The 25,193-nt window shown below is 69.3% G+C and carries 23 protein-coding genes; 11 read left to right on the top strand and 12 right to left on the bottom strand.

Translation table 11 applies throughout. From position 1 onward, the window contains the following. Positions 1-108 precede the first annotated feature (108 nt). From QI554_RS22480 to typA, 8 genes are all read right to left on the bottom strand, one after another. Positions 109-1,863 (bottom strand): ABC transporter substrate-binding protein, encoded by a 1,755-nt coding sequence (locus QI554_RS22480; protein ID WP_281471985.1) that lies wholly within the window; start codon positions 1,861-1,863, stop codon positions 109-111. A gap of 162 nt (positions 1,864-2,025) precedes the next feature. Beyond that, positions 2,026-3,033, bottom strand: a complete 1,008-nt coding sequence (locus QI554_RS22475) for an ABC transporter permease (protein WP_281471984.1) — start codon at positions 3,031-3,033, stop codon at positions 2,026-2,028. Positions 3,034-3,400: 367 nt separating this feature from the next. Continuing rightward, positions 3,401-4,423, bottom strand: coding sequence for an ABC transporter ATP-binding protein (locus QI554_RS22470; RefSeq protein WP_281471983.1), 1,023 nt, complete (start codon positions 4,421-4,423; stop codon positions 3,401-3,403). Further along, complete coding sequence (locus QI554_RS22465; protein ID WP_281471982.1) at positions 4,413-5,453, bottom strand: ABC transporter ATP-binding protein; 1,041 nt, start codon at positions 5,451-5,453, stop codon at positions 4,413-4,415. The genes QI554_RS22470 and QI554_RS22465 overlap by 11 nt, the downstream gene beginning before the upstream one ends. 11 nt (positions 5,454-5,464) lie before the next feature. Next, on the bottom strand, positions 5,465-6,493 hold the full coding sequence (locus tag QI554_RS22460; protein WP_281471981.1) for an ABC transporter permease: 1,029 nt from the start codon (positions 6,491-6,493) through the stop codon (positions 5,465-5,467). Continuing rightward, entirely contained in the window at positions 6,486-7,415 is a 930-nt protein-coding gene (locus QI554_RS22455; RefSeq protein ID WP_281471980.1) for an ABC transporter permease, read from the bottom strand. Before QI554_RS22455 ends, QI554_RS22460 begins: the two co-directional genes overlap by 8 nt. A 167-nt stretch (positions 7,416-7,582) precedes the next feature. Beyond that, positions 7,583-9,247: a peptide ABC transporter substrate-binding protein gene (locus tag QI554_RS22450; RefSeq protein WP_281471979.1), complete on the bottom strand. Its 1,665-nt coding sequence runs from the start codon at positions 9,245-9,247 to the stop codon at positions 7,583-7,585. Between the two features lie 497 nt (positions 9,248-9,744). Next, positions 9,745-11,610, bottom strand: a complete 1,866-nt coding sequence (gene typA / locus QI554_RS22445; protein ID WP_281471978.1) for a translational GTPase TypA — start codon at positions 11,608-11,610, stop codon at positions 9,745-9,747. Positions 11,611-11,815: 205 nt separating this feature from the next. On the opposite strand from typA, the gene QI554_RS22440 reads away from it, so the two are divergent. The 5 genes from QI554_RS22440 (at position 11,816) to QI554_RS22420 (ending at position 16,895) form a co-directional block, all read left to right on the top strand. Then, positions 11,816-12,706 (top strand): YfgM family protein, encoded by an 891-nt coding sequence (locus tag QI554_RS22440; protein ID WP_281471977.1) that lies wholly within the window; start codon positions 11,816-11,818, stop codon positions 12,704-12,706. A 309-nt stretch (positions 12,707-13,015) separates the two neighbouring features. Then, positions 13,016-13,318 carry a hypothetical protein gene (locus QI554_RS22435; protein WP_281471976.1) on the top strand — a complete coding sequence of 101 codons (303 nt, stop codon included), beginning with the start codon at positions 13,016-13,018 and terminating at the stop codon, positions 13,316-13,318. A 64-nt stretch (positions 13,319-13,382) separates the two neighbouring features. Then, positions 13,383-14,177 carry a hypothetical protein gene (locus QI554_RS22430; RefSeq protein WP_281471975.1) on the top strand — a complete coding sequence of 265 codons (795 nt, stop codon included), beginning with the start codon at positions 13,383-13,385 and terminating at the stop codon, positions 14,175-14,177. Positions 14,178-14,223: 46 nt separating this feature from the next. Beyond that, on the top strand, positions 14,224-16,146 hold the full coding sequence (locus QI554_RS22425) for a fumarate reductase/succinate dehydrogenase flavoprotein subunit (RefSeq protein ID WP_281471974.1): 1,923 nt from the start codon (positions 14,224-14,226) through the stop codon (positions 16,144-16,146). Next, positions 16,146-16,895, top strand: coding sequence for a succinate dehydrogenase/fumarate reductase iron-sulfur subunit (locus QI554_RS22420; RefSeq protein WP_425528028.1), 750 nt, complete (start codon positions 16,146-16,148; stop codon positions 16,893-16,895). Before QI554_RS22425 ends, QI554_RS22420 begins: the two co-directional genes overlap by 1 nt. A 27-nt stretch (positions 16,896-16,922) precedes the next feature. Here QI554_RS22420 and QI554_RS22415 read toward each other — a convergent pair whose 3' ends face one another. Both QI554_RS22415 and QI554_RS22410 read right to left on the bottom strand, forming a co-directional pair. After that, positions 16,923-19,382: a SpoIIE family protein phosphatase gene (locus QI554_RS22415; protein WP_281471973.1), complete on the bottom strand. Its 2,460-nt coding sequence runs from the start codon at positions 19,380-19,382 to the stop codon at positions 16,923-16,925. A gap of 86 nt (positions 19,383-19,468) precedes the next feature. Beyond that, a complete protein-coding gene (locus QI554_RS22410) occupies positions 19,469-19,921 on the bottom strand; it encodes a (deoxy)nucleoside triphosphate pyrophosphohydrolase (protein ID WP_281471972.1) in 453 nt (150 codons plus the stop codon). 89 nt (positions 19,922-20,010) lie between these two features. On the opposite strand from QI554_RS22410, the gene QI554_RS22405 reads away from it, so the two are divergent. Both QI554_RS22405 and QI554_RS22400 read left to right on the top strand, forming a co-directional pair. Beyond that, the gene (locus QI554_RS22405) at positions 20,011-20,307 is read left to right on the top strand and encodes a 4a-hydroxytetrahydrobiopterin dehydratase (RefSeq protein WP_281471971.1); all 297 of its coding nucleotides are present in this window, start codon (positions 20,011-20,013) and stop codon (positions 20,305-20,307) included. Positions 20,308-20,641: 334 nt separating this feature from the next. Further along, entirely contained in the window at positions 20,642-21,178 is a 537-nt protein-coding gene (locus QI554_RS22400) for a DUF461 domain-containing protein (protein WP_281471970.1), read from the top strand. A 30-nt stretch (positions 21,179-21,208) separates the two neighbouring features. Here QI554_RS22400 and QI554_RS22395 read toward each other — a convergent pair whose 3' ends face one another. Together QI554_RS22395 and QI554_RS22390 are read right to left on the bottom strand one after the other, a co-directional pair. After that, the gene (locus QI554_RS22395) at positions 21,209-22,303 is read right to left on the bottom strand and encodes a LamG-like jellyroll fold domain-containing protein (RefSeq protein WP_281471969.1); all 1,095 of its coding nucleotides are present in this window, start codon (positions 22,301-22,303) and stop codon (positions 21,209-21,211) included. Positions 22,304-22,386: 83 nt separating this feature from the next. Next, positions 22,387-23,016 (bottom strand): PadR family transcriptional regulator, encoded by a 630-nt coding sequence (locus QI554_RS22390; protein WP_281471968.1) that lies wholly within the window; start codon positions 23,014-23,016, stop codon positions 22,387-22,389. Between the two features lie 96 nt (positions 23,017-23,112). Here QI554_RS22390 and QI554_RS22385 point away from each other — a divergent pair, with 96 nt between their 5' ends. The 4 genes from QI554_RS22385 to QI554_RS22370 all read left to right on the top strand — a co-directional run bounded on the left by QI554_RS22385 (position 23,113) and on the right by QI554_RS22370 (position 25,184). Further along, complete coding sequence (locus QI554_RS22385; RefSeq protein WP_281471967.1) at positions 23,113-23,502, top strand: VOC family protein; 390 nt, start codon at positions 23,113-23,115, stop codon at positions 23,500-23,502. A 77-nt stretch (positions 23,503-23,579) separates the two neighbouring features. Beyond that, complete coding sequence (locus QI554_RS22380) at positions 23,580-23,975, top strand: DUF6000 family protein (RefSeq protein ID WP_281471966.1); 396 nt, start codon at positions 23,580-23,582, stop codon at positions 23,973-23,975. A 55-nt stretch (positions 23,976-24,030) separates the two neighbouring features. Next, the gene (locus QI554_RS22375) at positions 24,031-24,600 is read left to right on the top strand and encodes a hypothetical protein (RefSeq protein WP_281471965.1); all 570 of its coding nucleotides are present in this window, start codon (positions 24,031-24,033) and stop codon (positions 24,598-24,600) included. A 173-nt stretch (positions 24,601-24,773) separates the two neighbouring features. After that, positions 24,774-25,184: an effector-associated constant component EACC1 gene (locus QI554_RS22370; protein WP_281471964.1), complete on the top strand. Its 411-nt coding sequence runs from the start codon at positions 24,774-24,776 to the stop codon at positions 25,182-25,184. Positions 25,185-25,193 lie beyond the last annotated feature (9 nt).

The following is a 25,193-nucleotide window of genomic DNA, read 5'->3' as shown; positions in this document are numbered from 1 at the left end:
CGGCCCCTGGGCCCGGGCGCGCTCCCCTCGGGGGGGGGGCGGCCGGGGGGCCGGCGCGGCCCGGGCAGGCCCGGGCCGCGCCGGCGTCGTGCCGCCGTGCGTTGAGCGTTACGCCTTCACGAACACGTTGTTCAGGTCGATCGCGCCGTAGGCGTTGACCCCGGCCCCACCGATGTTCGGGCCGTACATGAGCACGTGGCGCTGGTAGATGTACGGGACCACCGGGATGTCGTCCATGATCTTCTGGTCGAGCTTCATCCACTCCGCGCCCTGCACCTGCGGGTCGGTGATCTTCAGGATCCGGTCGATCTCGCTGTCGACGGCGGGGTTGGAGTACAGCGACAGGTTCTGGCCCTTGTCGACGATCTTGCGGCCGTCGAACACCGGGGTGTAGACCGTCGAGCCGGTCGGCCAGTCGGCGCCCCAGCCGTTCCAGTGGATGTCGATCTGCTTGTCGACCAGGGAGATGACGTCCTGGTACTCCTTGTCCGGGAGTTCCTTGAGCTCGACCTTGAAGCCGGCCTTGTCCAGGCCCTCCTTGATCGCGACGGCGCGGGCCTGCCCGACCGCGGTGGGCGCGTAGCCGAAGACGATCGGCTGGCCGATCTTGCCGGCCGCGGTGAGGATCTGCTTGGCCTTCTCCGGGTCACCCGTGGGCGGGATGCTGTCCAGCGGGCTCGGGTACTTCGCCCAGCCGAGCTGGTTCGGCGAGCCCAGCGTGGTGGCGAAGTCGCCCGCGACCGGGCCGCCTTCGGCGAGCCGGGCCTGCTGGCGCGGGAACGCCGTCAGGATCGCCAGGCGCACCTGCTTGTCGGGGATGCGCCTGGTGTTGATCGTCCAGTAGTTGGTGTACGGGCCGACGCCGTCGGTCGCGCGGGCCTTGAGCGCCGGGTCGTTCATCACCTGGTTGGCGGTGTTCGAGTCGAGTCGCTCGGTCAGCACCATGGCGGTGGCGTCGGAGCCCTTGGCCGCGATCACCCGCTGCAGCTGCACCGGGGCGGCCACGCCGAGCTCGAACTTGAACTGGTCGACGTACTGGTGCCGCGCCGCGTCGGTCTTCGGGTCCCACGCGTCGTTCTTGACCAGCGTGATGCTCTTGTCGACGACGTGCTCGGCGATCTTGTACGGGCCGGACGCGAACGGGTGCTTGTCGTACTCCTCCTTGGTGTCCTTGGACTTCGGCACCGCGGCCGTCATGCCCATGGACGCCGCGAACGGGAAGTCCGGCTCGACGTCCTTGCAGTGGAAGATGATCGTCTTGGCGTCGGGCGTCTCGACGACGTCGTTCGGCAGTTCCTTGCCGCCGTACGGACCCGGGTAGAACTCCCAGTACTTCTCGCTGCCGGCCAGCCACGTCTGGATCCAGGTCGGACCCTCGGCGTAGTCCTGGACGAAGGTGCGCTCGACGCCGTACTTGACGTCGGCCGAGGTGATCGGCGAGCCGTCCTCGAACTTGATGTTGTCCTTGAGCGTGTACTTCCAGGTCTTGCCGCCGTCGGTGGTGGTGCCGGCGTCGGTGGCGAGGTCGCCGATCAGGACGGTCTTGTCGCCGTCCTTCTTGTAGTAGGTCAGCCGGCGGGTGAGGAGCTCCGCCATCGTCATCTGGTCGCCGACGTAGGTGCGCGCGGGGTCGAGGTGCGCGAAGTCGCGGCGGTGCAGCACGTTGAGCGTGCCGCCGGTCTTGGCGCCCGGTACCGGCTTGGCGGGGCCGACCGAGTCGGCCGCGGTCCCGATGACGACGTTCGCCTGCTGCCCGACGGGGGCGGACGGCTTGCCGGTGCCGGTGGCGGACGGGTTGCCTCCGCCGCCGCTGCTGCACGCCGCGGTCAGGCCGAACGCCGCGACCGCGGCGACGGCCGCCATCCGGCGTCTGATTCTCGGTTTCATCTCGGTGGATCCCCCTGTTGCCGTGATTGTCCGAACGAGTTCCGTTTCGTGGTGGTGCTACGCGCGTCAAACAGCGCGCGGGCCGGTGCGCCCGGGTTGTGCCGACCCGGGGGTGCGGCGCGAACGCCCGCCGCGGGACTAGCGGTTGCTCTTGGGGTCGAGCGCGTCGCGGACGGAGTCGCCCAACAGGTTGAAGGCGAGGACGAACAGCAGCATCGCGATCGCGGGAAACGCCAGGTAGGTGATGTCGGACGCGTACACCTCGCCGCCGCGGCCGATCATCCGGCCCCAGTCGGGAGTCCGCGGCCCCATGCCGACCCCGAGGAAGGACAGGCCCGCCTCGATCGTCACGTAGGCGGGGACGTCGAGCGTGGCCACGACCAGGATCGGGGTCCACAGGTTCGGCAGCAGCTCGCGGAACACGATGCGCCACGTGCCGGCGCCGCTGACCTTGGCCGCCTCGACGAACTCCCGTTCGCGCAGCGACAGGACCTGGCCGCGCAGCACCCGGGCGATGCGGCACCACCCGAAGATGCACAGCACGATCACGAGGGTGGTGCCCCGCAGCAGCGCGGACGGTTCCTTCTCCGGCGACACGAACTGCGCCATGACGACCGGGGTGAAGGCGATGAAGAACAGCTGCGACGGCATCGCGAGGAGCACGTCGATGACCCGGCCGACGGCGAAGTCGAACCAGCCGCCGAGGTAGCCGGCCGCGATGCCGACGAGGGTGCCGAGGACGGTCACGATCAGCACGACCGCGAGCGCGATCATCAGTGACGTGCGGATGCCGTACAGCAGCTGGGTGAACACGTCGCGCCCGTACGTCGGCTCGAGGCCGAACCAGAACTCGCCGTCCATGCCGCCGTTGGGCTTGATCGGAATCCCGTACTCGTTGAGCAGTCCGACGCGGTTCTGGCCGTACAGGTCGTACGGGTTCTTGCCGTAGAGCTTGGCGATCAGCGGGGCACCGAAGGCGATCACGAAGAAGAACAGCACGACGAAGCCGGCGACCACACCTGTGCGGTCCTTGCGGAACCGGCGCCACGCCAGCTGGCCGGGCGACCGCCCGACGACCTCGGGTAGCGCCTGCGGCGGCACGGCGACGTCGACGACCTCCGGTGCCGTTTGCGGGTACGAGCCCATGCCGAAGAAACCCCCGTGCCGAATCGATCCATAAATGGAAAAGATCACGTGGACCCCGGAGGGATTAATTCCGGGAATGGCGTCCACGAGTTCGGGCGCAGCGCAACTATCCGCCCGGATGATGGATCGAAACCAGGCTCGAAACGGTCTCGTTTCTATTAAGACAGCGGCCCAGAACACGTACAGACCAGGATGAAACACTCCCAATCAAATGCCGATCAGCGAGACATACGCACCGCTGAACGAACATGATCTTCCGGTCCCGGGAATATCGATCTTGTCCGGTGCGGCTTTTCGAAGATCAAAAAAAACCGCCGGCCCACGGGGATTCCCGTGGGCCGGCGGCGTTATTCACTGCGGTGCGGCGTCAGTTCGTCGTGTGCACGATCTCCATGACCTCCGCGAAATGGCACGCACTGGCGTGGGCGGTGTCGCCCAGGCCCGCGCGGACCTCCAGCAGGGGCTCCTCCTTGGCGCAGATGTCCTGCGCCTTCCAGCAGCGGGTCCGGAACCGGCAGCCCGACGGCGGGTTCGCCGGCGACGGAACGTCACCGGTGAGGATGATCCGCTCGCGCGTTTCACGCCCCTCCGGGTCCGGCACCGGAACGGCCGAAAGCAGCGCCTGCGTGTACGGGTGCGTCGGGTGCTCGTAGATCTGGTCCTCGGTGCCGACCTCCACGATCTTGCCGAGGTACATCACCGCGACCCGGTCCGAGATGTGCCGGACCACGGACAGGTCGTGCGCGATGAAGATGTACGAGAGCCCGAACTCGCCCTGCAGCCGCTCCATCAGGTTGATGACCTGCGCCTGCACCGACACGTCCAGCGCGGACACCGGCTCGTCGCAGATGATCACCTCGGGGTTGAGCGCGAGCCCGCGGGCGATCCCGATGCGCTGCCGCTGGCCGCCCGAGAACTGGTGCGGATAGCGGTTGATGTGCTCCGGGTTGAGGCCCACGACGTCCAGCAGGTCCTGGACCTTTTTGCGCCGGTCGCCCTTGGGGGCGACCTCCGGGTGGATGTCGTACGGCTCGCCGATGATGTCACCGACGGTCATGCGCGGGTTGAGCGACGTGTACGGGTCCTGGAACACCATCTGGATGTTCCGCCGCACCGCCTTGAGCGCACTGCCCGACGCGTGCGTGATGTCCTGGCCCTTGAACACGATGCGCCCGGCACTGACGCGCTCCAGGTTCATGAGCAGCTTGGCCACCGTCGACTTGCCGCAGCCCGACTCGCCCACCAGGCCCAGGGTTTCGCCCGGTTGCAGGTCGAACGAGACACCGTCGACCGCACGGACGGCACCGATCTTCTTCTGGATCAGCACGCCCCGCGTGAGCGGGAAGTGCTTGACCAGGTTCTCGACGCGGAGGACCGGTTCAGTGGACATCGGCGGCCACCTCTCCCTCCAGAACGGCCTGGGCGAAGTGGCACGCGCTCTCCCGGCCGGTCCCCAGCGGGACCGCGGCCGGCAGTTCCGTCGTGCACACGTCCCGCGCGTAGGGGCACCGCGGGTTGAACGCACAGCCGGACGGGATGCGCATGAGGTTGGGCGGCAGGCCCTTGATCGCGTACAGGTCCTGGCCCTTGAGGTCGAGCCTCGGGATCGAGGCCAGGAGGCCCTTGGTGTACGGGTGGCCGGGCTGCCGGTAGATGGCGTGCACGGGGGCCCTCTCGACGATCCGGCCCGCGTACATGACCACGATGTTGTCCGCGACGTCGGCGACCACGCCGAGGTCGTGGGTGATGAGGATCAGGCCCATGTGGAACTCCCGCTGGAGTTCCGCGAGCAGGCCCATGACCTGCGCCTGGACCGTCACGTCGAGGGCCGTGGTCGGCTCGTCCGCGATGATCAGGTCCGGTTCCAGGGCGAGCGCCATCGCGATCATGATGCGCTGGCGCATACCGCCGGAGAACTGGTGCGGGTAGTCGTTCACCCGCGTCCGCGCGGCCGGGATCTTCACCAGGTCCATCAGCTCGACGGCCTTGGCCTTGGCGTCCTTGCGCGACATGCCCCGGTGCACCCGGAACATCTCGCCCAGCTGGAACCCGACGGAGTAGACCGGGTTCAGCGCGGACAGCGAGTCCTGGAAGATCATCGCCATGCGCTGGCCGCGCAGCTTGCGGCGCTCCTCGTTGGACATCTTGAGCAGGTCGCGGCCCTGGAACTTGATGGCGCCCCGCGGGATCCTCGCCGGCGGCATGTCGAGGATGCCCATGACCGCCTGCGCGGTCACCGACTTGCCGGAGCCCGACTCGCCCAGCACCGCGAGGGTCTCGCCGGGGTGGACCTTGTAGGAGACGCCGTTGACCGCCTTGGCCACGCCGTCTCGCGTGTGGAACTCGACGTGCAGGTCCTCGACTTCGAGGAGGGGTACGCCCGGCTGCACGAGCACCGGGTCGGAGGTCTCGATCGTCACGTCGCCCCTCCCTAACGGAGCTTCGGGTCGAGGGCGTCGCGGACGGCGTCGCCGAGCATGATGAAACTCAGCACGGTGATGCTGAGGAACGCGGACGGGAAGAACACCGCGTGCGGCGCGTCGCGCAGCACGTCGCCCGCCGACGAGATGTCCAGGCCCCACGACACCGTCGGCTCCTGCAGGCCGATGCCGAGGAACGACAACGTGGCCTCCGAGGAGATGAAGACGCCGAGCGAGATGGTCGACACCACGATGACCGGGGCGATCGCGTTGGGCATGATGTGTTTCCACAGAATGCGCCAGGTGCTCGCGCCCAACGCCCGTGCGGCGGTGACGTAGTCGGCGTTCTTGACCTGCATCACCGACCCGCGCATGATGCGCGCGATCTGTGTCCAGCCCAGCGCGCCGAGCGCCAGGACCACCGTCCACTCGTTGCGGTCCTTGATCGCCTGCATGATCACCAGCGCGCCGAGCAGCAGCGGGATGGCGAAGAAGATGTCGACGACGCGCGACAGGACCGCGTCGATCCAGCCGCCGAAGTAGCCGGCCAGCATGCCGATCAGGGTGCCGAGCACGGCGACGAACGCGGTCGTCACGATGCCGACGATGATCGACGCTCTCGCGCCGTAGATGACGCGTGAGTAGATGCTGTGGCCCTGGCCGTCGTACCCGAACCAGTCCGCCTGGAAGAAGTGCGACCACTGCGGCGCACCCAGGTAGTGGTCCTTCAGGTTCGCGTCGCGCGGGTCCGTCGTGGTGAACATGCCCGGGAACGCCGCGATGAGGATGAGCAGCACGATGAGGATCGCGGACACCACGAAGAAGGCGTTCCGCCGCAGTTCGTGCCACGCGTCGGACGCGAGGCTGCGCGCCTCCTCCGCGGACAGCAGCCCGTCGCCGGCGGCGACGACCTCCTCCCTCGAGGACGCCTGCGTCGGGATCGCGACGGCCTCGCTGGTGGCGAGGTCCATGGCGCGTTGCTCGACCTGCGTCGGTGCGTGCTCGGGGTTGTGCTGCGGGGTGGGGGTCGTCTCAGGCATACCGGATCCTCGGGTCAAGGACCGCGTAGAGCAGGTCGACGATGAGGCTGCAGGCCAGGAAGATGAGCACCAGCACGGTCACGATGCCGATGACCGTGGGGCCCTCCTTGAGCCTGATGGCCTGGAACAGGGTGTAGCCCACGCCGGGGACGTTGAAGATGCCCTCGGTGACGATGGCGCCGCCCATGAGCGTCCCCAGGTCGGTGCCGATCAGCGTGACCATGGGGATCATCGAGTTGCGCAGCAGGTGCACGGTGATGACCCGTCTGCGCGGCAGGCCCTTCGCGGTCGCGGTACGGATGTAGTCCGCCCGCAGGTTCTCCACGATGCTCGTCCGTGTGACACGTGCCAGGAACGCGACCGCCAGTGCGCCGAGCACGAAGCCCGGCATCATCAGGTCGGCCCAGTGCGCCTCGCCGCCCACGGTCGGCTTGGTCAGGTCCCACTTGATCGCGACGGTCCACTGGATCACGCGGCCGAGCACGAAGATCGGGATCGAGATGATCAGCAGGGTGATCACCAGGACGATCCGGTCGGCGAACTTGCCGCGGCGCAGGCCGCTCAGCACGCCGAGCGCGACGCCCACCACGATCTCGAACCCGATGGCCACGGTGGCCAGCTTCAGGCTGATCGGGAAGACGCGCTTCATCTCGTTCCACACCGGCTGGCCGTTGAAGGCCTTGCCGAAGTCCCAGTGCAGGACGATGTTTTTCAGATAGTTGAAGTACTGCACGACCAGCGGGTCGTCGAGCCCCAGTTCCTTGCGCTTCGAGGCGACGAAGACCTTGTCGGCCGCTTTGTCGCCGTAGAGCGCGGAGATCGGGTCCCCGGGCAGGGAGTACACCATCACGTAGATGAGGAAGGTGGTGCCCAGGAACACCGGAATCATCTGGAGCAGCCGTCGTGCGACGTAGCGCCCCATCGGTACCTCCAGTCGGTCGGCGCGGCTGAGGACGGCACGGGCGTCCGCCTCATGGGCCGGCCCGTGCCGTCCTCGCCGCTCTGTGTCTTTCGCGGGGTCACCCGCGCGGGGGCAAGTCGCCCTGCCCCCACGCGGGTTCCCTGGTTGTTGACGTGCCTACCGACCGCTTACTTCTTGACGACCACGTTCGTGAAGTCCGGGTCACCGTTCCAGACGTAGGTCACGTTGCTGACCTTGGTCGAGTAGCCGGTGGTGGACTGGTAGTACCAGAGCGGGATCTGCGGCATGTCGTTCGCGAGCAGCTTCTCGGCGTCCTGGTACTGCTTCACCGCGGCGCTGAGGTCCGGGTTGGCGTCGGCCTGCTTGGTCAGGTCGTCGAACTTCGGGTTGCTGTAGCCCGAGTCGTTCGACGCCGCACCGGTGCGGTAGATGTCCGCGAGGAAGTTGCCGTTCAGCGGGTAGTCCGCCTGCCAGCCGGTGCGGAACATGCCGCCGGTGACCTTCTTGTTCTGGATGATGTCGCGCGACTCCTTGAACGTCGGCTTGGGCTCACCCACGCACTCGACGTTCAGCGTCTGACGGATGCTGTTGCAGGTCGCGTCGACCCATTCCTTGTGGTTCGCGTCGCCGTTGTAGATCAGCGTGATCTTGTTGTTCGGCACGCCGCCGCCCTCGGCCACGAGCGCCTTGGCCTTGTCCTTGTCGAACTTGCAGAAGTCGCCGCAAGTCCCCTTCAGGAAGCCGTTGATGCCCGGCGAGACCCACGAGTCGGCGGGCGAACGCGAGCCCTTGAACACCGTCTTGGTGATGGTGTCGCGGTCGATGGCCAGCGAGATGCCCTGGCGGACCTTCTCCTTGCCCGGCGCCGACCACGCGGGGTCGTACAGCGCGAAGCCGACCATCTGGATCGAGGCCTGCGGCTGGTCGACCGCGCGGCTGCCCAGGTCCTGCTTGTACTTGCCGAGCTGGGTGGTCGGCACCTGGTCCATCACGTCGAGGTTGTTCGAGACGAGGTCGGTGTAGGCCGCCTCGGCCGACGTGTAGAACTTGAAGTCGATGCCGCCGTTCTTCGGCTTGTCGTCACCCTTGTAGCCCGGGAAGGTCTTCACCTTGAGGTGGACCTTGTGCTCCCAGGCGCCGTCCATCTGGTACGGGCCGTTGCCGACGGGGTTCTCACCGAACTTCGCGGGGTCGGAGTAGAACGCCTGGGGCAGCGGGGCGAACGCGATGTAGCCGAGCTTGTAGGTGAAGCTCGACACGGGTCCGTACAGCTTGACGGTGAAGGTGGTGTCGTCGACGACCTTGAGGCCCGACATCGTCTGGGCGGTGGGGTCGCCCGACTCCGGGTGGACGTCCTTGAAGCCCTCGATGTCGGCGAACCACGGGTCGGCGCTGAGCTGCTTGTTCTTCGCGTTGGCGCCCCAGTTCCAGGCGTCGACGAAGGACTTCGCGGTGACCGGGGTGCCGTCGTGGAAGGTCCAGCCGGACTTGATCTTGATCGTGTAGTTCTGGGCGTCCTTGGTGTCCACGGACTGGGCCATGGCCGGGACGGGGTGGCCGTCCTTCGCGTCGAACGTGTAGAGCCCGCGGAAGAGGTTCTGCAGGATGCGGCCGCCCTGGTTCTCATTGGCGTTCGCCGGCTGCAACGGATTCTGGGGCTCACCGCTCTGATAGCTGTAGACGCCTGTTGCGGTCCCGCCGTCGCCGCCGGCCGACGCGCCAGGCGTCGACCCGCTCGACTTCGTGTCGTCGTCGCTGCTGCTGCACGCCGTCGCGGCGAGAGCGATCGCGACGACCGCCGTACCAATTTTCACGCGCGTAGAACCACGCACGGTCTGCCTCCTCGAAGTACTTCGGACAGGAAGGGGGGAGGGAGATTCCACATTGGGACAGCACGACCGAGCATCCGTCCGAAGGGGACGGAAAACGATCATGCCGGCGGCCGAGGGTGGTACGTGGGACGGTCGAACGAATTCGGTCTCGGACGCAAGCGCAACTATCCGACGCCCATTGATCTACATCCAGGGTTGGACTGTTGCATTTCAGTTAAGGCTGACCCTGATATTGCGTTGAAATGTCGATTCATCGGGACGAATCACCACCCAACCAGCGGGGCGGTATTACCCGCTCAACGGTTCAACCTGTTCGATCAGCGCGCCCTTTCTTGATCAACTTAGGGAAGGCTTCTCTGCGCGCGCCTGCGCTTTTCATCGGGCTGTGCCGGAAATCCGGGAATTGCCCCGGAAAGCACCGATGGCCCACGGTCCGGGACCGTGGGCCATCGATTGAGACGGTAGATCCGTGGATCTACCGGTTGGACGCCGTGGCGTCAGGAACGCTTGGCGCGCGACGTGGCACGCGCGCGCTCCTGCTGGTTGAGCACCACCTTGCGAATACGCACGGTCTCCGGAGTCACCTCGACGCACTCGTCCTCGCGGCAGAACTCCAGGGCCTGCTCGAGCGACAGCTTGCGCGGCGGAATGAGCTTCTCCGTTTCGTCCGCGGTGGACGAACGCATGTTCGTGAGCTTCTTCTCCTTGGTGATGTTCACGTCCATGTCGTCGGACCGCGAGTTCTCACCGACGATCATGCCCTCGTACACCTCGATCGTCGGCTCGACGAACAGCGTGCCGCGCTCCTGCAGGTTGGTCATCGCGAACGCCGTCACGACACCCGAACGGTCCGCCACCAGCGACCCGTTGTTGCGGGTACGCAGCTCGCCCACCCACGGCTCGTAGCCCTCGTGAATGCTGTGCGCGATACCGGTGCCGCGGGTCTCGGTCAGGAACTCCGTACGGAATCCGATGAGTCCACGGGCCGGGACGACGAACTCCATGCGGATCCAACCGGTTCCGTGGTTCGTCATGGTCTCCATGCGGCCCTTGCGGCTCGCCAGCAGCTGCGTGATCGGCCCGAGGTACTCCTCCGGCGAGTCGATCGTCAGACGCTCGAACGGCTCGTGCACCTTGCCGTTGATGTCCTTGGTGACCACCTGCGGCTTGCCGACGGTCAGCTCGAAGCCCTCACGGCGCATCTGCTCGACGAGGATCGCCAGCGCCAGCTCGCCGCGGCCCTGGACCTCCCACGCGTCCGGGCGCTCGGTCGGCAGCACGCGCATCGACACGTTGCCGACCAGCTCCTTGTCGAGGCGGTCCTTCACCAGGCGCGCGGTGACCTTGTGGCCCTTGCCGCCCTTGCCGACCAGCGGCGAGGTGTTGGTGCCGATCGTCATCGAGATGGCCGGCTCGTCGACGGTGATCAGCGGCAGCGGGCGCGGGTCCTCGGCGTCCGCGATGGTGTCGCCGATCATGATGTCCGGGATACCGGCGATCGCGATGATGTCGCCGGGGCCGGCCTCCTCGGCGGGCTTGCGCTCGAGGGCGTCCGTCATCAGCAGCTCGGTGATGCGGACCCGCTCGATGGTGCCGTCGTGGCGGCACCACGCGGTGGTCTGGCCCTTGCGGATGGTGCCGTTGTGCACGCGGCACAGCGCGATACGGCCGAGGAAGTTCGACGCGTCCAGGTTGGTCACGTGCGCCTGGAGCGGGTGGCCCTCCTCGTACGTCGGGGCCGGGATGGTGTCCAGGATGGTCTGGAAGAACGGCTGCAGGTTGTCGTTGTCCGGCACCGCGCCGTTGTCCGGGCGGTTGAGCGACGCCATGCCGTCACGCGCGCACGCGTAGACGATCGGGAACTCGATCTGCTCCTCGGTCGCGTCGAGGTCCATGAAGAGCTCGTACGTCTCGTCGACGACCTCGGCGATCCGCGAGTCCGGGCGGTCCACCTTGTTGATACAGAGGATGACCGGCATCTTCGCGGCCAGCGCCTTGCGGAGCACGAACCGGGTCTGCGGCAGCGGGCCCTCGGACGCGTCGACCAGCAGCACCACGCCGTCCACCATCGACAGGCCGCGCTCGACCTCGCCGCCGAAGTCGGCGTGGCCCGGGGTGTCGATGATGTTGATGGTGATGGGGTCCCCGCCGTCCTTGGGGTGGTACTTGACGGCGGTGTTCTTCGCGAGGATGGTGATGCCCTTCTCGCGCTCCAGGTCGTTGGAGTCCATCACCCGGTCGTCGACGTGCTGGTGCGCGCTGAAGGCGCCGGCCTGCTTGAGCATGGCGTCGACGAGGGTGGTCTTGCCGTGGTCGACGTGGGCGACGATGGCGACGTTGCGGATGTCACTGCGCGTGGGCATGCGGGTATGCGCTTCCGTTGGGCTCGGGACGTCGCATCCGGCCGGCACGTCAAAGTCCGGTTCCGCCGGATATGCCGGGATGCAAGCCGGGCCAGTCCGCCGCGGCACCTCCATGGTACGGGGCGCTGCACAATCAGGCCGGATCGGAGCCCCTCGGCGGCCGCCCACGGCACGGCGGACCGCCCGGAGAAGGCAGAATCGAACAGTGAGCGATTCCTTCAGCGAGCGGATGCGGCGGCGCTGGCAGTCCCGGCGCGGCGACGGCGGCCAGGACCCCCACGGCCCGGGCGGCGCCTTCGGCGCGGACCAGCGCGGGACGGGCCCGCAGGGCGGCCCGGGAGCCGACCCGTGGGGCGCCCGCGACCCGCGCGGCTGGCAGCAGCCCGACTGGAGCTCGCCCGAGACCGCTCCCCCGCCCCCGCAGGAGAGCGAGCAGACCGCGCGGGCGCGCATGCTCTACGAGCGGGTCCAGGAGGCGTACCGCGCGGGCGACGTGGCCGGCGTCGCGCAGCTGGCCGAGCTGATGCCCGACGGCCCCGACGGGGACCCCTACCGCACCTACGCGCGCGTGCTGGCCGCCGAGTCCCAGGCCGACGACGCCCGTGCCGTCGAGCTGGCCCGCGACATCATGGACCGGCTCCCGGCCGGCCACCCGGAGGAGGCCGTCGCGCGCGGCCTCTTCGGCGAGGTCATGGCCCAGGCCCTCGTGATGGGCTCCGTCCCGCTCGCCGGCAACCTCGAGGCGGCCCAGCGGGCGCTGGCCGCGCCGACGCAGTATTACCTGCACCCGTCCGGCATGATGCTCAAGTTCGACGAGGAGCAGGAGAGCCACCCGCTGCTGCTCGTCCTCCAGGGCGACACCACCCGCGCCGTCCGCGCCGCCCAGCGGGCCGTCCGCGAGGAGAAGAAGGGGCCGCCGGCCTCCCGCGCCGACGCCCTGTGCACCCTCTCCCTGGCCCTGTGCGCGGCCGGCGACATCATGTCCGCCCGCAACGCGATCGTCGACGCCTCGAAGATCCTCCCCGGCCGTCCCCGCATCGCCGCCACCCACGCCCGCATCGAATCCAGCCCGGCGGCCACGCTGCACACCGAGTGAAAGCCGATCATGAATTCCTTGATCGTAAATTCATGATCGGCAATTAGCCGCACAGTTTCGGTCACGTTCGATCGCTTTCGGGGCCCTGTCCCCCCTCCGGGGGAAAACACCTCGCACCCGCGAAAAAGATCGGCATACCACTTTCCAATCATTCACGGATCGCGCCACACTTCCGAGGTTCGCACCGCGAGCGGCCGCGATCCCTCGTCGGCATGCCCGCGTACGACGCGCACGAATGGCACGTCCGCAACACCGACCAACCGGTCCCCCAACGGTGCGGGACCGGCGACCAGGGGGTGATCGCGCGACATGACGACGACCGTCGACTACGACCTGACGCTCGCGCAGCGCAAGCTCGACGAACTCGACCGCGTGCTGCGGTCGGTGCGCAGCAGCGTGGGGAACACGCTGGACGTCCGCAGGGTCTGCGGCGACGTCGAACGGCTCCGCGACTCGCTCGCGTTGCTGTGCGAACACGCGCCCCGCGGCGGCGGACCCTCCGCGCACGGTCCCGCAGGGCTCGAAACGATCTCCGAACTCCCTTATGACCCGGCCTTGTTCGCCGACGCCGACGACGAGGGCGTGGGCGGCATGCGTCCGCAGCGCCCCTGACACGGCTGCGGGGCCGCGCACGCCGCGAACACCGGGACAACCTCGCCGAGAAGGGCACCAACGAATGGCCACCGGCACCGCCGCGCCCGGCAGGGCGCAGATCAGGGAACGGCATCTCCGCACGGACCGCTGGTGGTTGGCCCCGGCCGTCACCGTGACCATCCTGACCGGGTTCATCATCTACTCGACGTGGCGGGCGTTCGCGAACGCGGACTACTTCGCCGAGCCGTATGTCTCGCCGTTCTATTCGCCGTGCCTCGCGGAGAACTGCGACAGCATGCCGATGAGCGCGAACGCGCCGCTCTTCGGGGACTGGTGGCGGCTCTCCCCGGCGCTGATCATCCTGATCTTCCCGCTCGGATTCCGGCTCACCTGCTACTACTACCGCAAGGCCTACTACCGGGGCTTCTGGGCGTCGCCGTCGGCGTGCGCCGTCCCCGAACCGCGCGGCAAATACAGCGGCGAGACGAAGTTCCCGCTGATCATGCAGAACTTCCACCGCTACTTCCTCTACTTCGCGGTGGTCGTCGCCGGAATCCTCACGTGGGACGTGATCATCGCGTTCCGCGACGAGCACGGCGCCTGGGGCCACATGGGCCTCGGCACCGTGGTGCTGCTCGCCAACGTGCTGCTGATCTGGGCGTACACGCTGTCCTGCCACTCGTGCCGGCACATCGTCGGGGGGCGCCTCAAGCACTTCTCGAAGCACCCGATGCGGTACCGGTACTGGCAGTTGGTCAGCCGCCTGAACACCCGCCACATGCAGCTCGCGTGGGCGTCGCTGTTCAGCGTCGCGCTGGCCGACCTGTACGTGTACTTCGTCGCGTCCGGCGTGTTCGACGACCCTCGCTTCTTCTAGGCCCGTCACCCACTCGGGTCGAGTCCCACGAAAGGCACGCAGCTTCATGTCCGAAGTAGAACGGCACAGTTACGACGTCGTCGTCATCGGGGCGGGCGGCGCCGGGCTTCGCGCGGCGATCGAGGCGCGCTCGCAGGGGATGCGCACGGCGGTGGTGTGCAAGTCGCTGTTCGGCAAGGCGCACACGGTGATGGCGGAGGGCGGCATCGCCGCCTCCATGGGCAACGTGAACAGCAACGACAACTGGCAGGTGCACTTCCGCGACACCATGCGCGGCGGCAAGTTCCTCAACTACTGGCGGATGGCCGAGCTGCACGCGCAGGAGGCCCCCGACCGGGTGTGGGAGCTGGAGACGTGGGGCGCGCTGTTCGACCGCACCGGTGACGGGCGGATCAGCCAGCGCAACTTCGGCGGGCACGAGTACCCGCGGCTGGCGCACGTCGGCGACCGCACGGGGCTCGAGCTGATCCGCACCCTGCAGCAGAAGATCGTGGCGCTGCAGCAGGAGGACGAGCAGGAGTTCGGGGACCCCGAGGCGCGGCTGAAGGTGTTCCAGGAGGCGACGGTGACGCGCCTGCTGACCGTGCCGGACTCGGGCAGCGAGGACGGGGCGCGCATCACCGGCGCGTTCGGCTACTGGCGCGAGTCGGGCCGCTTCGTGGTGTTCGAGGCGCCGGCGGTGGTGCTGGCGACCGGCGGCATCGGCAAGTCGTTCAAGGTGACGTCGAACTCGTGGGAGTACACGGGCGACGGGCAGGCGCTGGCGCTGCTGGCCGGCGCGTCTCTGATCAACATGGAGTTCGTGCAGTTCCACCCGACGGGCATGGTCTGGCCGCCGAGTGTGAAGGGCATCCTCGTCACCGAGTCGGTGCGCGGCGACGGCGGGGTGCTGCGCAACTCCGAGGGCAAGCGGTTCATGTTCGACTACATCCCGGACGTCTTCAAGGAGAAGTACGCCAAGTCCGAGGAGGAGGGCGACCGCTGGTACACCGACCCGGACAACAACCGGCGCCCGCCCGAGCTGCTGCCGCGTGACGAGGTCGCGCGCGCGATCAACGCGGAGGTGAAGGAGGGCCGCGGCACGCCGCACGGCGGCGTGTACCTCGACGTTTCCTCCCGTCTCCCGGCGGACGTGATCCGCCGCAAACTGCCGTCCATGCACCACCAGTTCAAGGAGCTGGCGGACGTCGACATCACCGCCGAGCCCATGGAGGTCGGCCCGACCTGCCACTACGTGATGGGCGGCATCGAGGTCGACCCGGACACCGCCGCGACGCCCGGCGTGCTCGGCCTGTACGCGGCGGGCGAGGTCGCGGGCGGCATGCACGGCAGCAACCGGCTCGGCGGCAACTCGCTCTCGGACCTTCTCGTGTTCGGCCGCCGCGCGGGCCTGTACGCGGCCGAGTACGTCACCGAACTCGGCGACGCGCGGCGCGACGTGGACCAGGGCCAGATCGACGAGGCGGCCGCCGAGGCCGTGGCGCCGTTCGCGAACGAGGGCGCGGAGAACCCGTACTCGGTGCACCAGGAGCTCCAGCAGACCATGAACGACCTGGTCGGCATCATCCGCCGCGAGGGCGAGATGGCCGAGGCGCTGACCCGCCTGGAGGAGCTGAAGGCGCGGGCCGCGAAGGCCGGCGTGGAGGGGCACCGGCAGTACAACCCGGGCTGGCACCTGGCGTTGGACCTGCGGAACATGCTGCTCGTGTCGGAGTGCATCGCCAAGGCCGCGCTGGAGCGCGAGGAGAGCCGCGGCGGGCACACCCGCGAGGACCACCCGGGCATGTCCGCGGACTGGCGCAAGGTCGTGCTGGCCTGCGCGCTCGCGGCCGACGACGGGCACATCGACCTGGTACGGCGCAGCCCCGAGCCGATGCGCGCCGACCTGCTCGCGCTGTTCGACCGCGACGAGCTCAAGAAGTACCTGACCGACGCGGAGCTGCCGGCCGAGGAAGAAGGATCGGACTGATGTCGTACAAGGCGAACTTCCGCGTGTGGCGCGGGGACGTGGACAGCGGCGAGCTGCGCGACTACACGGTGGAGGTCAACGAGGGCGAGGTGGTCCTCGACATCATCCACCGGCTGCAGGCCACGCAGGCGCCGGACCTCGCGGTGCGGTGGAACTGCAAGGCGGGCAAGTGCGGTTCGTGCAGCGCGGAGATCAACGGCCGGCCGCGGCTGCTGTGCATGACGCGGATGAGCACCTTCTCGCAGGAGGAGACCATCACGGTCACGCCGATGCGCACCTTCCCGGTGATCCGCGACCTGGTGACCGACGTGTCGTTCAACTACGCCAAGGCCCGCAAGGTGCCGTCCTTCACGCCTCCGGAGGGGCTCAAGGCCGGCGAGTACCGCATGCAGCAGGTCGACGTGGAGCGCTCGCAGGAGTTCCGCAAGTGCATCGAGTGCTACCTGTGCCAGAACACCTGCCATGTGATCCGCGACTTCGAGGACAACAAGGAGGCGTTCTCGGGCCCGCGCTACCTCATGCGGATCGCCGAACTGGACATGCACCCGCTGGACGTCGCCGACCGGCAGAAGGCGGCCCAGGACGAACACGGCCTCGGCTACTGCAACATCACCAAGTGCTGCACCGAGGTGTGCCCCGAGCACATCAAGATCACCGACAACGCGCTGATCCCGATGAAGGAGCGGGTCGCCGACCGCAAGTACGACCCGATCGTGTGGCTCGGCGACAAGATCCGGCGGCGTAAGTAGCACCGCCCCCGAGTGGCCCCGCCGGGGCTACTCGTCGGTGGGGAGCTGGAGTTCGAACCACACGATCTTCCCGTGGCCCGCCCTCCGGCTCCCCCACCGCTCGGCGAGCGTGGTGACCAGCTGCATGCCGCGCCCGCCCTCGTCCGTGTCGCGCGCCTCGCGCAGCCGCGGCAGGCTCGGCACCGCGTCGGCCACCTCGCACAGCAGGTTGCGGCCGCGCAGCAGGCGCAGCCGGATCGGGCCCGCGCCGTACCGCAGCGCGTTGGTGACCAGTTCGCTCACCAGCAGCTCGGCGATGTCGACGAGGGACTCCAGGTCCCAGTCGTGCAGCGTCTTGCGGGTCAGCTCGCGGGCGCGCGCCACCACCGGCGGTTCGGCGGGCAGCCACCACGACGCGACGGCGTTCTCCGGCAGCGCGTCCAAGCGGGCCATGAGCAGCGCGACGTCGTCGAAGCCGAGTTCCTTGTGCAGCGACGCGATGACGGCGTCGGACGCCTCCTCCAGCGGGCCGCGGTGCTCCGCGATCGCCTCGCACAGCAGCCCGATGCCGGTGTCGATGTCCCGCTCGCGGGTCTCCACCAGGCCGTCGGTGTACAGCACCAGCACACTGCCGGGCTCGACCGTCAGCTCCTTCTGCTCGAACGGCACACCGCCGACGCCGAGGACCGCGCCCGACGGCGGGTCGACCGGGGTCGGCAGGCCGCCCGGCGAGACCAGCACCGGCGGCAGGTGCCCGGCACTCGCGAACTCGCAGGTCCGCGCGACCGGGTCGTACACCACGTACACGCAGGTGGCGTAGTGCAGTTCGCCCAGGCTCGCGACGATGTCGTCGAGGTGGCCCATCACTTCGGACGGCGGCAGGTCGAGGCCCGCGAGCGTGCGGACGGCGGTGCGCAACTGCCCCATCACGGCGGCCGCGTGCACGCCGTGGCCCATGACGTCCCCGACCACCAGCCCGATCCGCCCGCCGGACAGTGGCAGCACGTCGAACCAGTCGCCGCCGACCTCGGTCACGAGGCTGCCCGGCAGGTAGCGGTGCGCGACCTCGATGCCCGGGATGGCCGGCAGGTCCTGCGGCAGCAGGCTGCGCTGCAGCATCACGGCGGTCTCGCGCTGCCGGTGGTACAGCCGCGCGTTGTCCACGGACACGGCGGCGCGCGCGCCCAGCTCGGTGGCCAGCGTCAGGTCGTCCGGGTCGAACGCCGGGCGGCCCTCCCCGCGGCCGAGCAGCAGCGTGCCGAGGACGATGCCGCGCGCGCTCAGCGGCACCACCATCAGTGTGTGCAGGCCGAGGACGCGGGCCGACTCGGCGCGGCCGGTGTCGCGGATCAGTTCCTCGTACATCTCGTCCTGGATGTTCTGCACGAGGTACGAGCCGCCGCTGCGCAGGCACCGGCCGAACGTCGAGTCCGCCGAGTACACCAACCGCGAACCCTGCTCCAGCAGTTCGTCCGCGTACCGGCCGGGCCGGGCGCCGCGCGACGCCACCCGGTACATGACCGTGGTGTCGGCGTGCGCGCCGGGCGGGATCTCGTCGCCGACCATCACCGCCTCGAGCAGGTCGACGGCCGCCAGGTCCGCGAAGCCGGGGACCACGGAGGCCGCCAACTCCTCGGCGATGCGCGGGATGTCGAGCGTCGCGCCGATGCGGGTGCCGGCCTCGTTGAGCAGCGCGAGGCGCTTGCGGGCCGCGTCCACCTTGACCATGGCGTAGTGCCGCTCGGTGACGTCGATCAGCGAGCAGCTGATGCCCAGCGTCTTGCCGCCCTGCGCCTGCAGGCGGTTGTACGACATCGACCAGACCGTGCGCGGGGCGCCGTCCAGCGGGACCGGGCCGAAGATCCGCGAGTCGACGACCGGCTCCCCGGTGTCCAGCACGCGCTGCTGGATGGTGCGCACCCGGGCCGTGTCGATGCCGGGCATGACCTCGTCGATGGTGCGGCCCAGATGGGCGGCGACGCTCACCCCGTCCATCGCCGCGAGCGCGTCGTTGACCGCCACGTAGCGCAGCTCGGCGTCGAAGATGCCCACGCCGATCGGGGACTGGTCGAACAACGCCTCGCGCATGGCGAGGTCCGCCTCGACCCGGTGCAGCGCCTCGGCCTCCACCGAGGTGATGAGCACCGAGCGGTTGCCCTCGGCGTCCGTCACGAACGCCGACCGGGACTCGAAGTCGCGCACCGAGCCGTCCCCGCACCGTATCCGGTACGTGCCGCCGACCAGCTCGCGGTCGGCGATCTCCTGCTCGATGCGGCCCCGGTCGGCCTGGGTCAGCGGCGGGTCGAGCAGGTCGCCGGCCCAGCGGCCGAGCGCGGCCTCCCGTGTGTAGCCGAACAGCTTCTCGGCGGACCGGCTCCACATGGTGATCAGGCCGTCCGAGTCCAGCACCCAGGTCGCGCTCGGAACCAGGTCGTACAGGGTTCCGGGCGCCACGGAGTTGGGAGTGTCGCCGCCCGGGGGCCGCTCGGTGCCCTGATCCTGCTCCATCGACCGCGGATCCTTCGCGTTGCCGGCTATGAGGAGCCGTTTCCCCGATTCACGGCTTTTTCAAGCCTTTGCACCTTACTAACCGGTTAGCCCGCCCGGGTGGTAGCCATCAGCCCGGCCACCACCGCGACGGCGTCGCGGTCCTGCGGCAGCCAGTCCACCTCGTCGAGTTCGTGCGGACCGAGCCAGCGCAGTTCGGAATGGTCCTCCAGCGGCAGCGGCTCGCCCGACAACAGCTCCGCGTGCCACAGATGGAGGACGTACCCCGGCGCCAGCGGCCACGCGCCCGGCAGCCGGCCGACGGCACGTACCGCCACACCGAGCTCCTCCCGGCACTCGCGCACCAGCGCCTCGGCCTCCGACTCGCCCGGCTCCTGTTTGCCTCCGGGGAACTCCCAGCCGCCCGCGAGATGCGCGGGCGCGCTGCGGCACGCGGCCAGCACCCGCCCCGCACGCAGGATCGCGGCCCCGACCACCACCCGCGGCGGCCCGGACCGCTCCGCGGGGGCGGCACCAGGTGCGCCCGGCCGATCGGTCATGGCCGTCCACTTTACGGCCCTGCGCACGGCGACGCGCGCATCCGCGTGTGGCCTTGACTGAGGGGCCGCGGCCGACCACCGTCAGGGGCATGCCGGAACTCTTCGACGCCCACGCCCTGACCACCGCCCTCGCCGACCTCGACGGCTGGAAGGGCGACACCGACCTGATCCAGCGCACCGTCTCCGCGCCGGACTTCCCGACCGCGATCCGCATCGTCGACGCGATCGCCGTCGTGGCCGAGGAGATGAACCACCACCCGGACATCGACATCCGCTGGCGCAACCTGCTGATCGGCCTGACCACGCACGACGCGGGCGGTGTCACGGACCTCGACGTGACCCTGGCCCGCCGCATCGACGCGATCGCCAAGGAGCACGGCGCCTAGAGCATGCCCGGGGATCTCTCCGGACCCGTGCCGGGCGGCAGACCTGGAAGGGCCGCCAGGCCCGGCGCACGCACCATGCGACGCGGGCTGATCCGGAGAGCTCCCCCAGACACCCCTGACCCCCGACGGGCCCGGCGGCCGGACGAGCCTCGACCGGCCGCCGTCGGGCCCGCCGCCGGCGCGGGCGCGTGTGCGGGGGTGGGGGTGGTCGCGGGTGCGGTGCGGGCGGCGCGTCGGTGCTCGGGATCGGGTGACCGTGGACACATAATTCCGGTGTAAATCGGATATTCGCGGCACAGCCTTGCTGCCGCACCTCCCGAGGAGTGACGCCGCCGTGCCGCATCACCGTCGATTCCGCCGCGCCCTCGCCGCCGCGCTCCTCGTCGTCGTGCCGCTCAGCGGCGCGCTCGCGGGCTGCGGGGCCGGGACGAAGGCCGAGACCCTTGAGGTCAACCCGGACACGCCCGCGACCACGCTCGGCAACCTCAAGGTGCAGAACGTCGTCCTGCTGACCGGGCCGCTCGCCGACGGCGGACCGCTCGCCGTCACGGGGAGCATCTACAACGGCGGCGCCCTGCCTGACGTCCTGCAGGGCGTCAGCGTCAACGAGCTCCCGCTGCCCGCCGCGTTCACCTTCACCCCCACATCGCCCGACCTGCGCATTCCGTCGGCGAAGTCGCTGCAGCTCGGCGGGCCGGGCAACGTCGGCGCGGTGGTGCCGAACGCCGCCGACCTCGTGCGGGCCGGCATGAGCCGCCGCGTCACGTTCTCGTTCGCCCGCGCGGGCGAGGTCTCGCTGTGGGTGACGGTGCTCAGGGCCGAGGGCGTGTACGCCGGGTACGGGCCCATCGCGGCGGTCGCCGGGCCGTAGCCCGCTCGCCCGCGGCCCCGGATCCGGGCCTCAGCGCGCCGCCGCCAGGCCCGCCACCTCGGCCGCAGACAGCGCGCGGGCGTACGCCTGCACGTCGCCGACCGTCCCGTGCAGCATGTCCACGTTGCCGGCCGCGCGGCCGATCGTGAGCGGCCCGTTCGCGCGCCACGGCACGGGGTCGACGACCGAGCCCTGTGCGACGCCGTCGACGTACAGCGTCATCGTGCCGGTGGCCGCGTCGAACACACCGGCCAGGTGCGTCCACGTGTCCGGCTTGGCCGGCGCGCGGCCGGCGGCGGTGAACCACTGCGGCGGGTTGGCCGTGTCGTTCGACGTCCGCACGAAGGCCCAGGTGCCGGCGTCCTTGTTGTAGTGCAGGTAGAAGCCGCTGACCTGCGCGCCGTCCTGCGCGACGACCGTCTGGAAGGCGCCCGTGCTGCTCACCGACGCCCACGCCGCGACGGTGAAGCTCTTGGTGGTGTCCAGCACCGGCTTGGCCGTCTGGAGGGTGCCGCGGCCGTCGAACAGCATGCTGCCGCCGTGCTCGGCCGACCAGGTGACGGTGCCAGAGGTCGTCGCGTTCTGGGCGGCCTTCGACGCGTCCGGGACGACGCCGCCGCCCGGCGCGTCCATCCGGTACCAGGCGACCAGGTCGGGCGGCAGGGCCTCGGGCCGCGCCACGGGCACCTGCCCGGTAGGCGCCGCCGGGCCGGGCGTGGTCGGGGGCGGAGGCGGAGGCGGAGGCGGCTGACCGCGTTCGTCCCAGGCGACGACGTGTGGGTCGTCACCGGCGCCGGCCGCCCCCCAGAAGTAGCCGCCGGTCGTCGCCACCGCGGCGATCAGCACCGCCGCGAGCCCGAGGAGCAGGCGCTTACGCGTGCGGTTGGGCTCCACGGCCTCGAACCGGACCGGCGGGGGCGGCGGGGGTTCGCCGCCGACCGGCCACACGGCGGCGGATATCGAAGCGTGGTAGCCACGCGGCGCGGGCCCGCCGGCAGTCTCCGGACCGGGGCCGGGCACCTGGCGGACGGCGTCCGTCCAGGCCGATCCGTCCCACCAGCGCAACGTTTCCGCACGGCCGTCCGGGTCGGCGTACCAACCTGATGGCTTGTCCCCCGTCGTCATGCGGCAAGACGGTAGCGCAGCGGGCCCCGGGTTACCTGATGTCCACGGAACGCGCAGGTGAAGTGCCGGAGTTGGGCGCCGACCTACTCCGGCGCCCCGAACGCCCCGTCGGGCACCCGCGCGCCGGTCGCGGGAGTCACCCCGCCCCACTCCCCGACCGCCTGTTCCGCCCACGCCGCCCAGCGGTCGAACGCCTCGGCCTGGTCGAGGAACATCCGCGTGACCAGGGCGATCACGGGCAGACGGTCGGGGTACGGGCCGCCCGTCTCGCGGTATTCGGCCGCGCGCTCACGGGCCAGCGCGAGGCGGGTCGCCGCGTCGGCGCGCATGGCGGCCAACGTCCGTTTCAGATCGTCGAGTTCGCCGTGGTCGGCGAAGGCGACGCGCAGCAGGTCGCTCTCCTTCGGGTCGACCGCCTCGACGTCGCGGGCCAGCCACGACCGCAGTTCGGCGCGGCCGGCCTCCGTGATGCCGTACACCGTGCGTGCGCGCCGGCCGGTGAACTCCTTGCGGGCGTCGGCGAGTCCGGCGGCGACGAGGCGTTTCGGCTCCTCGTACACGGAGCTCGCGGAGCGCGGGGAGAGCCAGCGCAGGCTGCGGTCCATCTGCTGGGCGAGCTCGTACGTGGTCCACGGCTGCACGGCGAGCAGCGTGAGGATCGCGTACGACGTGGTGGTCAGCGGACGGCGGTCCGCGGCGGAATCGTTCGGCACGCTGGCAACATACTCCGCCCCGGAGTATGTTGCCTGCCGATACTCCAGGCCGGAGTATCGACACCCTCCGGCCTGCCGTTACACACAGGGGGTCCCATGCCCGGCCACACCGGCTTCTCGCACGTCTCGCTCTCCGTCACCGACCTCGCGGAAAGCGTCCGCTGGTACACCGAGGTCCTCGACTTCGCCGAGCTCACCGCCATGGAGGGGCACGGCTACGAGGAGCGCATCTGCGTCCACCCCAGCGGCTTCGCCCTCGGCCTCCAGCAGCACGAGGCCAACGACGGCGCGACCTTCGACCCGGCCCGCACCGGCCTCGACCACCTGTCCTTCGCCGTCGCCGACCGCGCCGAACTGGACTCCTGGACCGCCCGCCTGGCCGCCCACGGCGTAAAGCACTCCCCCATCGCCGAAACCCCGTTCGGCGCCGTCCTCTGCTTCCGCGACCCCGACGACATCCAGCTCGAACTCTTCTGCATGGCCTGACCCCAACACCGCCCGGCCTGCCCCGAACCCGCAGATAGGGCCGGAGCCGCACGGGTCCGGCCCTATCTGCGGCCTAGGTGGCCACACGCCGAACGCTTCACCCGTCGCCGCATCGACGACGCAGGGCAACGATCACCGCTGCCGAGCCGGAGGCACTCCACGGCTACGAGTGGCGCTTACGCCTCACCGCCACTTGGTTGATCGGCGTAGGCCAACGCGCCACGTTCCGCATACGCATCGGCTACCTGCTCCTGGTCAGCGAGTCCCGCTTCTTCGGCGGCGGCTGCTGTTTTGCCCTGACCCACCTCCACGGCCAACCCGCTTGCACGCCCGCCGAGATTCGCCGCTGGACGGGCCTCCCATGCGACTTCGCCAACGACTGCCCCGGTCCTGATCCCCCCGAAGCCGATACCCGGCCACGGCATGGCGGGCAATGTTGTCGCGGCTGCGTCTACGCAGCCCAACTACTCTGAAATTTGCGGCGGATGCAACGGCCCTGGTCCGAGACCGGCAAGAGGGGAAAGCACCATGACATACACATTGGTTGTCGGTGAGCCGTACCCGAGGCAGGTCAAGTGGCCGAAGTCCGCGGCCAACCTGGTCCTCAGCGCGAACTATGTCGAGATCATCCATTCGTTCGACGGCCTCACGTCGGACGAGCTGGCCGCCTTCACGACCGGCTCAGCGATGGTCGCGGTCACCGTCGGGGACAGACATCTGATGTGGTGCTACCGCTTCAACGCACCGGCCCGCCCCGGCGCCCCGAAAGGGGCTCTCGGTTGGGGCGACTCGCCATGGGAGGCATACCGCCAACGCGACCGCACTGTCGGCGTGCCTGGGGAGCAAGGTGAGCCCTTCACCGCTTGCATGGTGCTCGTCGATGCCTCGACCGGCATCGTCGAGGCTCTGCGGACGGCCGAGATAGGAAAGGACGTCGCGGACGCACTCCGGTACGGCGTCGCCCGTCAGCTCGCGATGCCCTACGACCATGAGGCTGCATCGCGTGAGATCGACGCGGTATACCGACGGCACCCCAGCACACAGAGCCTCCTGAGGGAGGCCATCGCCGGCCAGCGGATCGCCGCTCTCGACAGCTGATCAGCCACAGCCGAGAGCGGTCACCAATGGCCACGGTCCACGAACTACGAGAGGAGCCACCCCCATTGGGGGGCGTATCCTTCCACCCAGATTGAACGTTGGGGGCAGGAGTTACGGAGGTGCACCCGTTCCCTGCCATGAGCATTGCACCGTAGGCGGCAGGGGGAAACGACATGGAGCTGCAGATCACCGTCGATACACAAGGCGACGACACAGCGGCCCACGATCTGTACTACTGGCTCCGGCAGGATCATGAACTCCGGCGCCACGCACAGGTCGAGCTAGCACTGTCTGCCAGCGCGTCTGGCCGCATGAACGCGGGAGAGACCATCAACATGTTCGTCAGCAACGGTCTTGCCGCCGCAGGCCTGCTGGTGAATATCGTGGTTGCTTGGCGAGCAGCTCGCCCATCATCCGGGCCGGTCGTCATCGGCCGCGACGGAGTAACCGTGACAGTCCACGACACATCAGAGGATACTCTGCGTCGAGTCGCAGCCCTGCTGGCATCTGCACCTCCCCTGGTAGAGCCAGGAACGGTCGGCACGAGCCAGGCGTCGGCGCCCTGCGTCTCCGAAGATCGGTGATGCGCCTGC

Origin of the sequence: Yinghuangia seranimata (assembly GCF_029953285.1) — a bacterium.
Classification (GTDB): domain Bacteria; phylum Actinomycetota; class Actinomycetes; order Streptomycetales; family Streptomycetaceae; genus Yinghuangia; species Yinghuangia seranimata.
This window is presented reverse-complemented; position numbering and strand designations above follow the sequence as displayed.

Excerpts from the sequence above, each read along its gene's own strand:
- QI554_RS22430 (WP_281471975.1), top strand. The coding sequence starts at position 13,383 with ATGGCCACCGGCACCGCCGCGCCCGGCAGGGCGCAGATCAGGGAACGG.
- typA (WP_281471978.1), bottom strand. The coding sequence starts at position 11,610 with ATGCCCACGCGCAGTGACATCCGCAACGTCGCCATCGTCGCCCACGTC.
- QI554_RS22455 (WP_281471980.1), bottom strand. The coding sequence starts at position 7,415 with ATGGGGCGCTACGTCGCACGACGGCTGCTCCAGATGATTCCGGTGTTC.
- QI554_RS22395 (WP_281471969.1), bottom strand. The coding sequence starts at position 22,303 with ATGACGACGGGGGACAAGCCATCAGGTTGGTACGCCGACCCGGACGGC.
- QI554_RS22370 (WP_281471964.1), top strand. The coding sequence starts at position 24,774 with ATGGAGCTGCAGATCACCGTCGATACACAAGGCGACGACACAGCGGCC.
- QI554_RS22385 (WP_281471967.1), top strand. The coding sequence starts at position 23,113 with ATGCCCGGCCACACCGGCTTCTCGCACGTCTCGCTCTCCGTCACCGAC.
- QI554_RS22475 (WP_281471984.1), bottom strand. The coding sequence starts at position 3,033 with ATGGGCTCGTACCCGCAAACGGCACCGGAGGTCGTCGACGTCGCCGTG.
- QI554_RS22420 (WP_425528028.1), top strand. The coding sequence starts at position 16,146 with ATGTCGTACAAGGCGAACTTCCGCGTGTGGCGCGGGGACGTGGACAGC.
- QI554_RS22480 (WP_281471985.1), bottom strand. The coding sequence starts at position 1,863 with ATGGCGGCCGTCGCCGCGGTCGCGGCGTTCGGCCTGACCGCGGCGTGC.
- QI554_RS22405 (WP_281471971.1), top strand. The coding sequence starts at position 20,011 with ATGCCGGAACTCTTCGACGCCCACGCCCTGACCACCGCCCTCGCCGAC.
- QI554_RS22415 (WP_281471973.1), bottom strand. The coding sequence starts at position 19,382 with ATGGAGCAGGATCAGGGCACCGAGCGGCCCCCGGGCGGCGACACTCCC.
- QI554_RS22435 (WP_281471976.1), top strand. The coding sequence starts at position 13,016 with ATGACGACGACCGTCGACTACGACCTGACGCTCGCGCAGCGCAAGCTC.
- QI554_RS22410 (WP_281471972.1), bottom strand. The coding sequence starts at position 19,921 with ATGACCGATCGGCCGGGCGCACCTGGTGCCGCCCCCGCGGAGCGGTCC.
- QI554_RS22470 (WP_281471983.1), bottom strand. The coding sequence starts at position 4,423 with ATGTCCACTGAACCGGTCCTCCGCGTCGAGAACCTGGTCAAGCACTTC.
- QI554_RS22460 (WP_281471981.1), bottom strand. The coding sequence starts at position 6,493 with ATGCCTGAGACGACCCCCACCCCGCAGCACAACCCCGAGCACGCACCG.
- QI554_RS22375 (WP_281471965.1), top strand. The coding sequence starts at position 24,031 with ATGACATACACATTGGTTGTCGGTGAGCCGTACCCGAGGCAGGTCAAG.
- QI554_RS22425 (WP_281471974.1), top strand. The coding sequence starts at position 14,224 with ATGTCCGAAGTAGAACGGCACAGTTACGACGTCGTCGTCATCGGGGCG.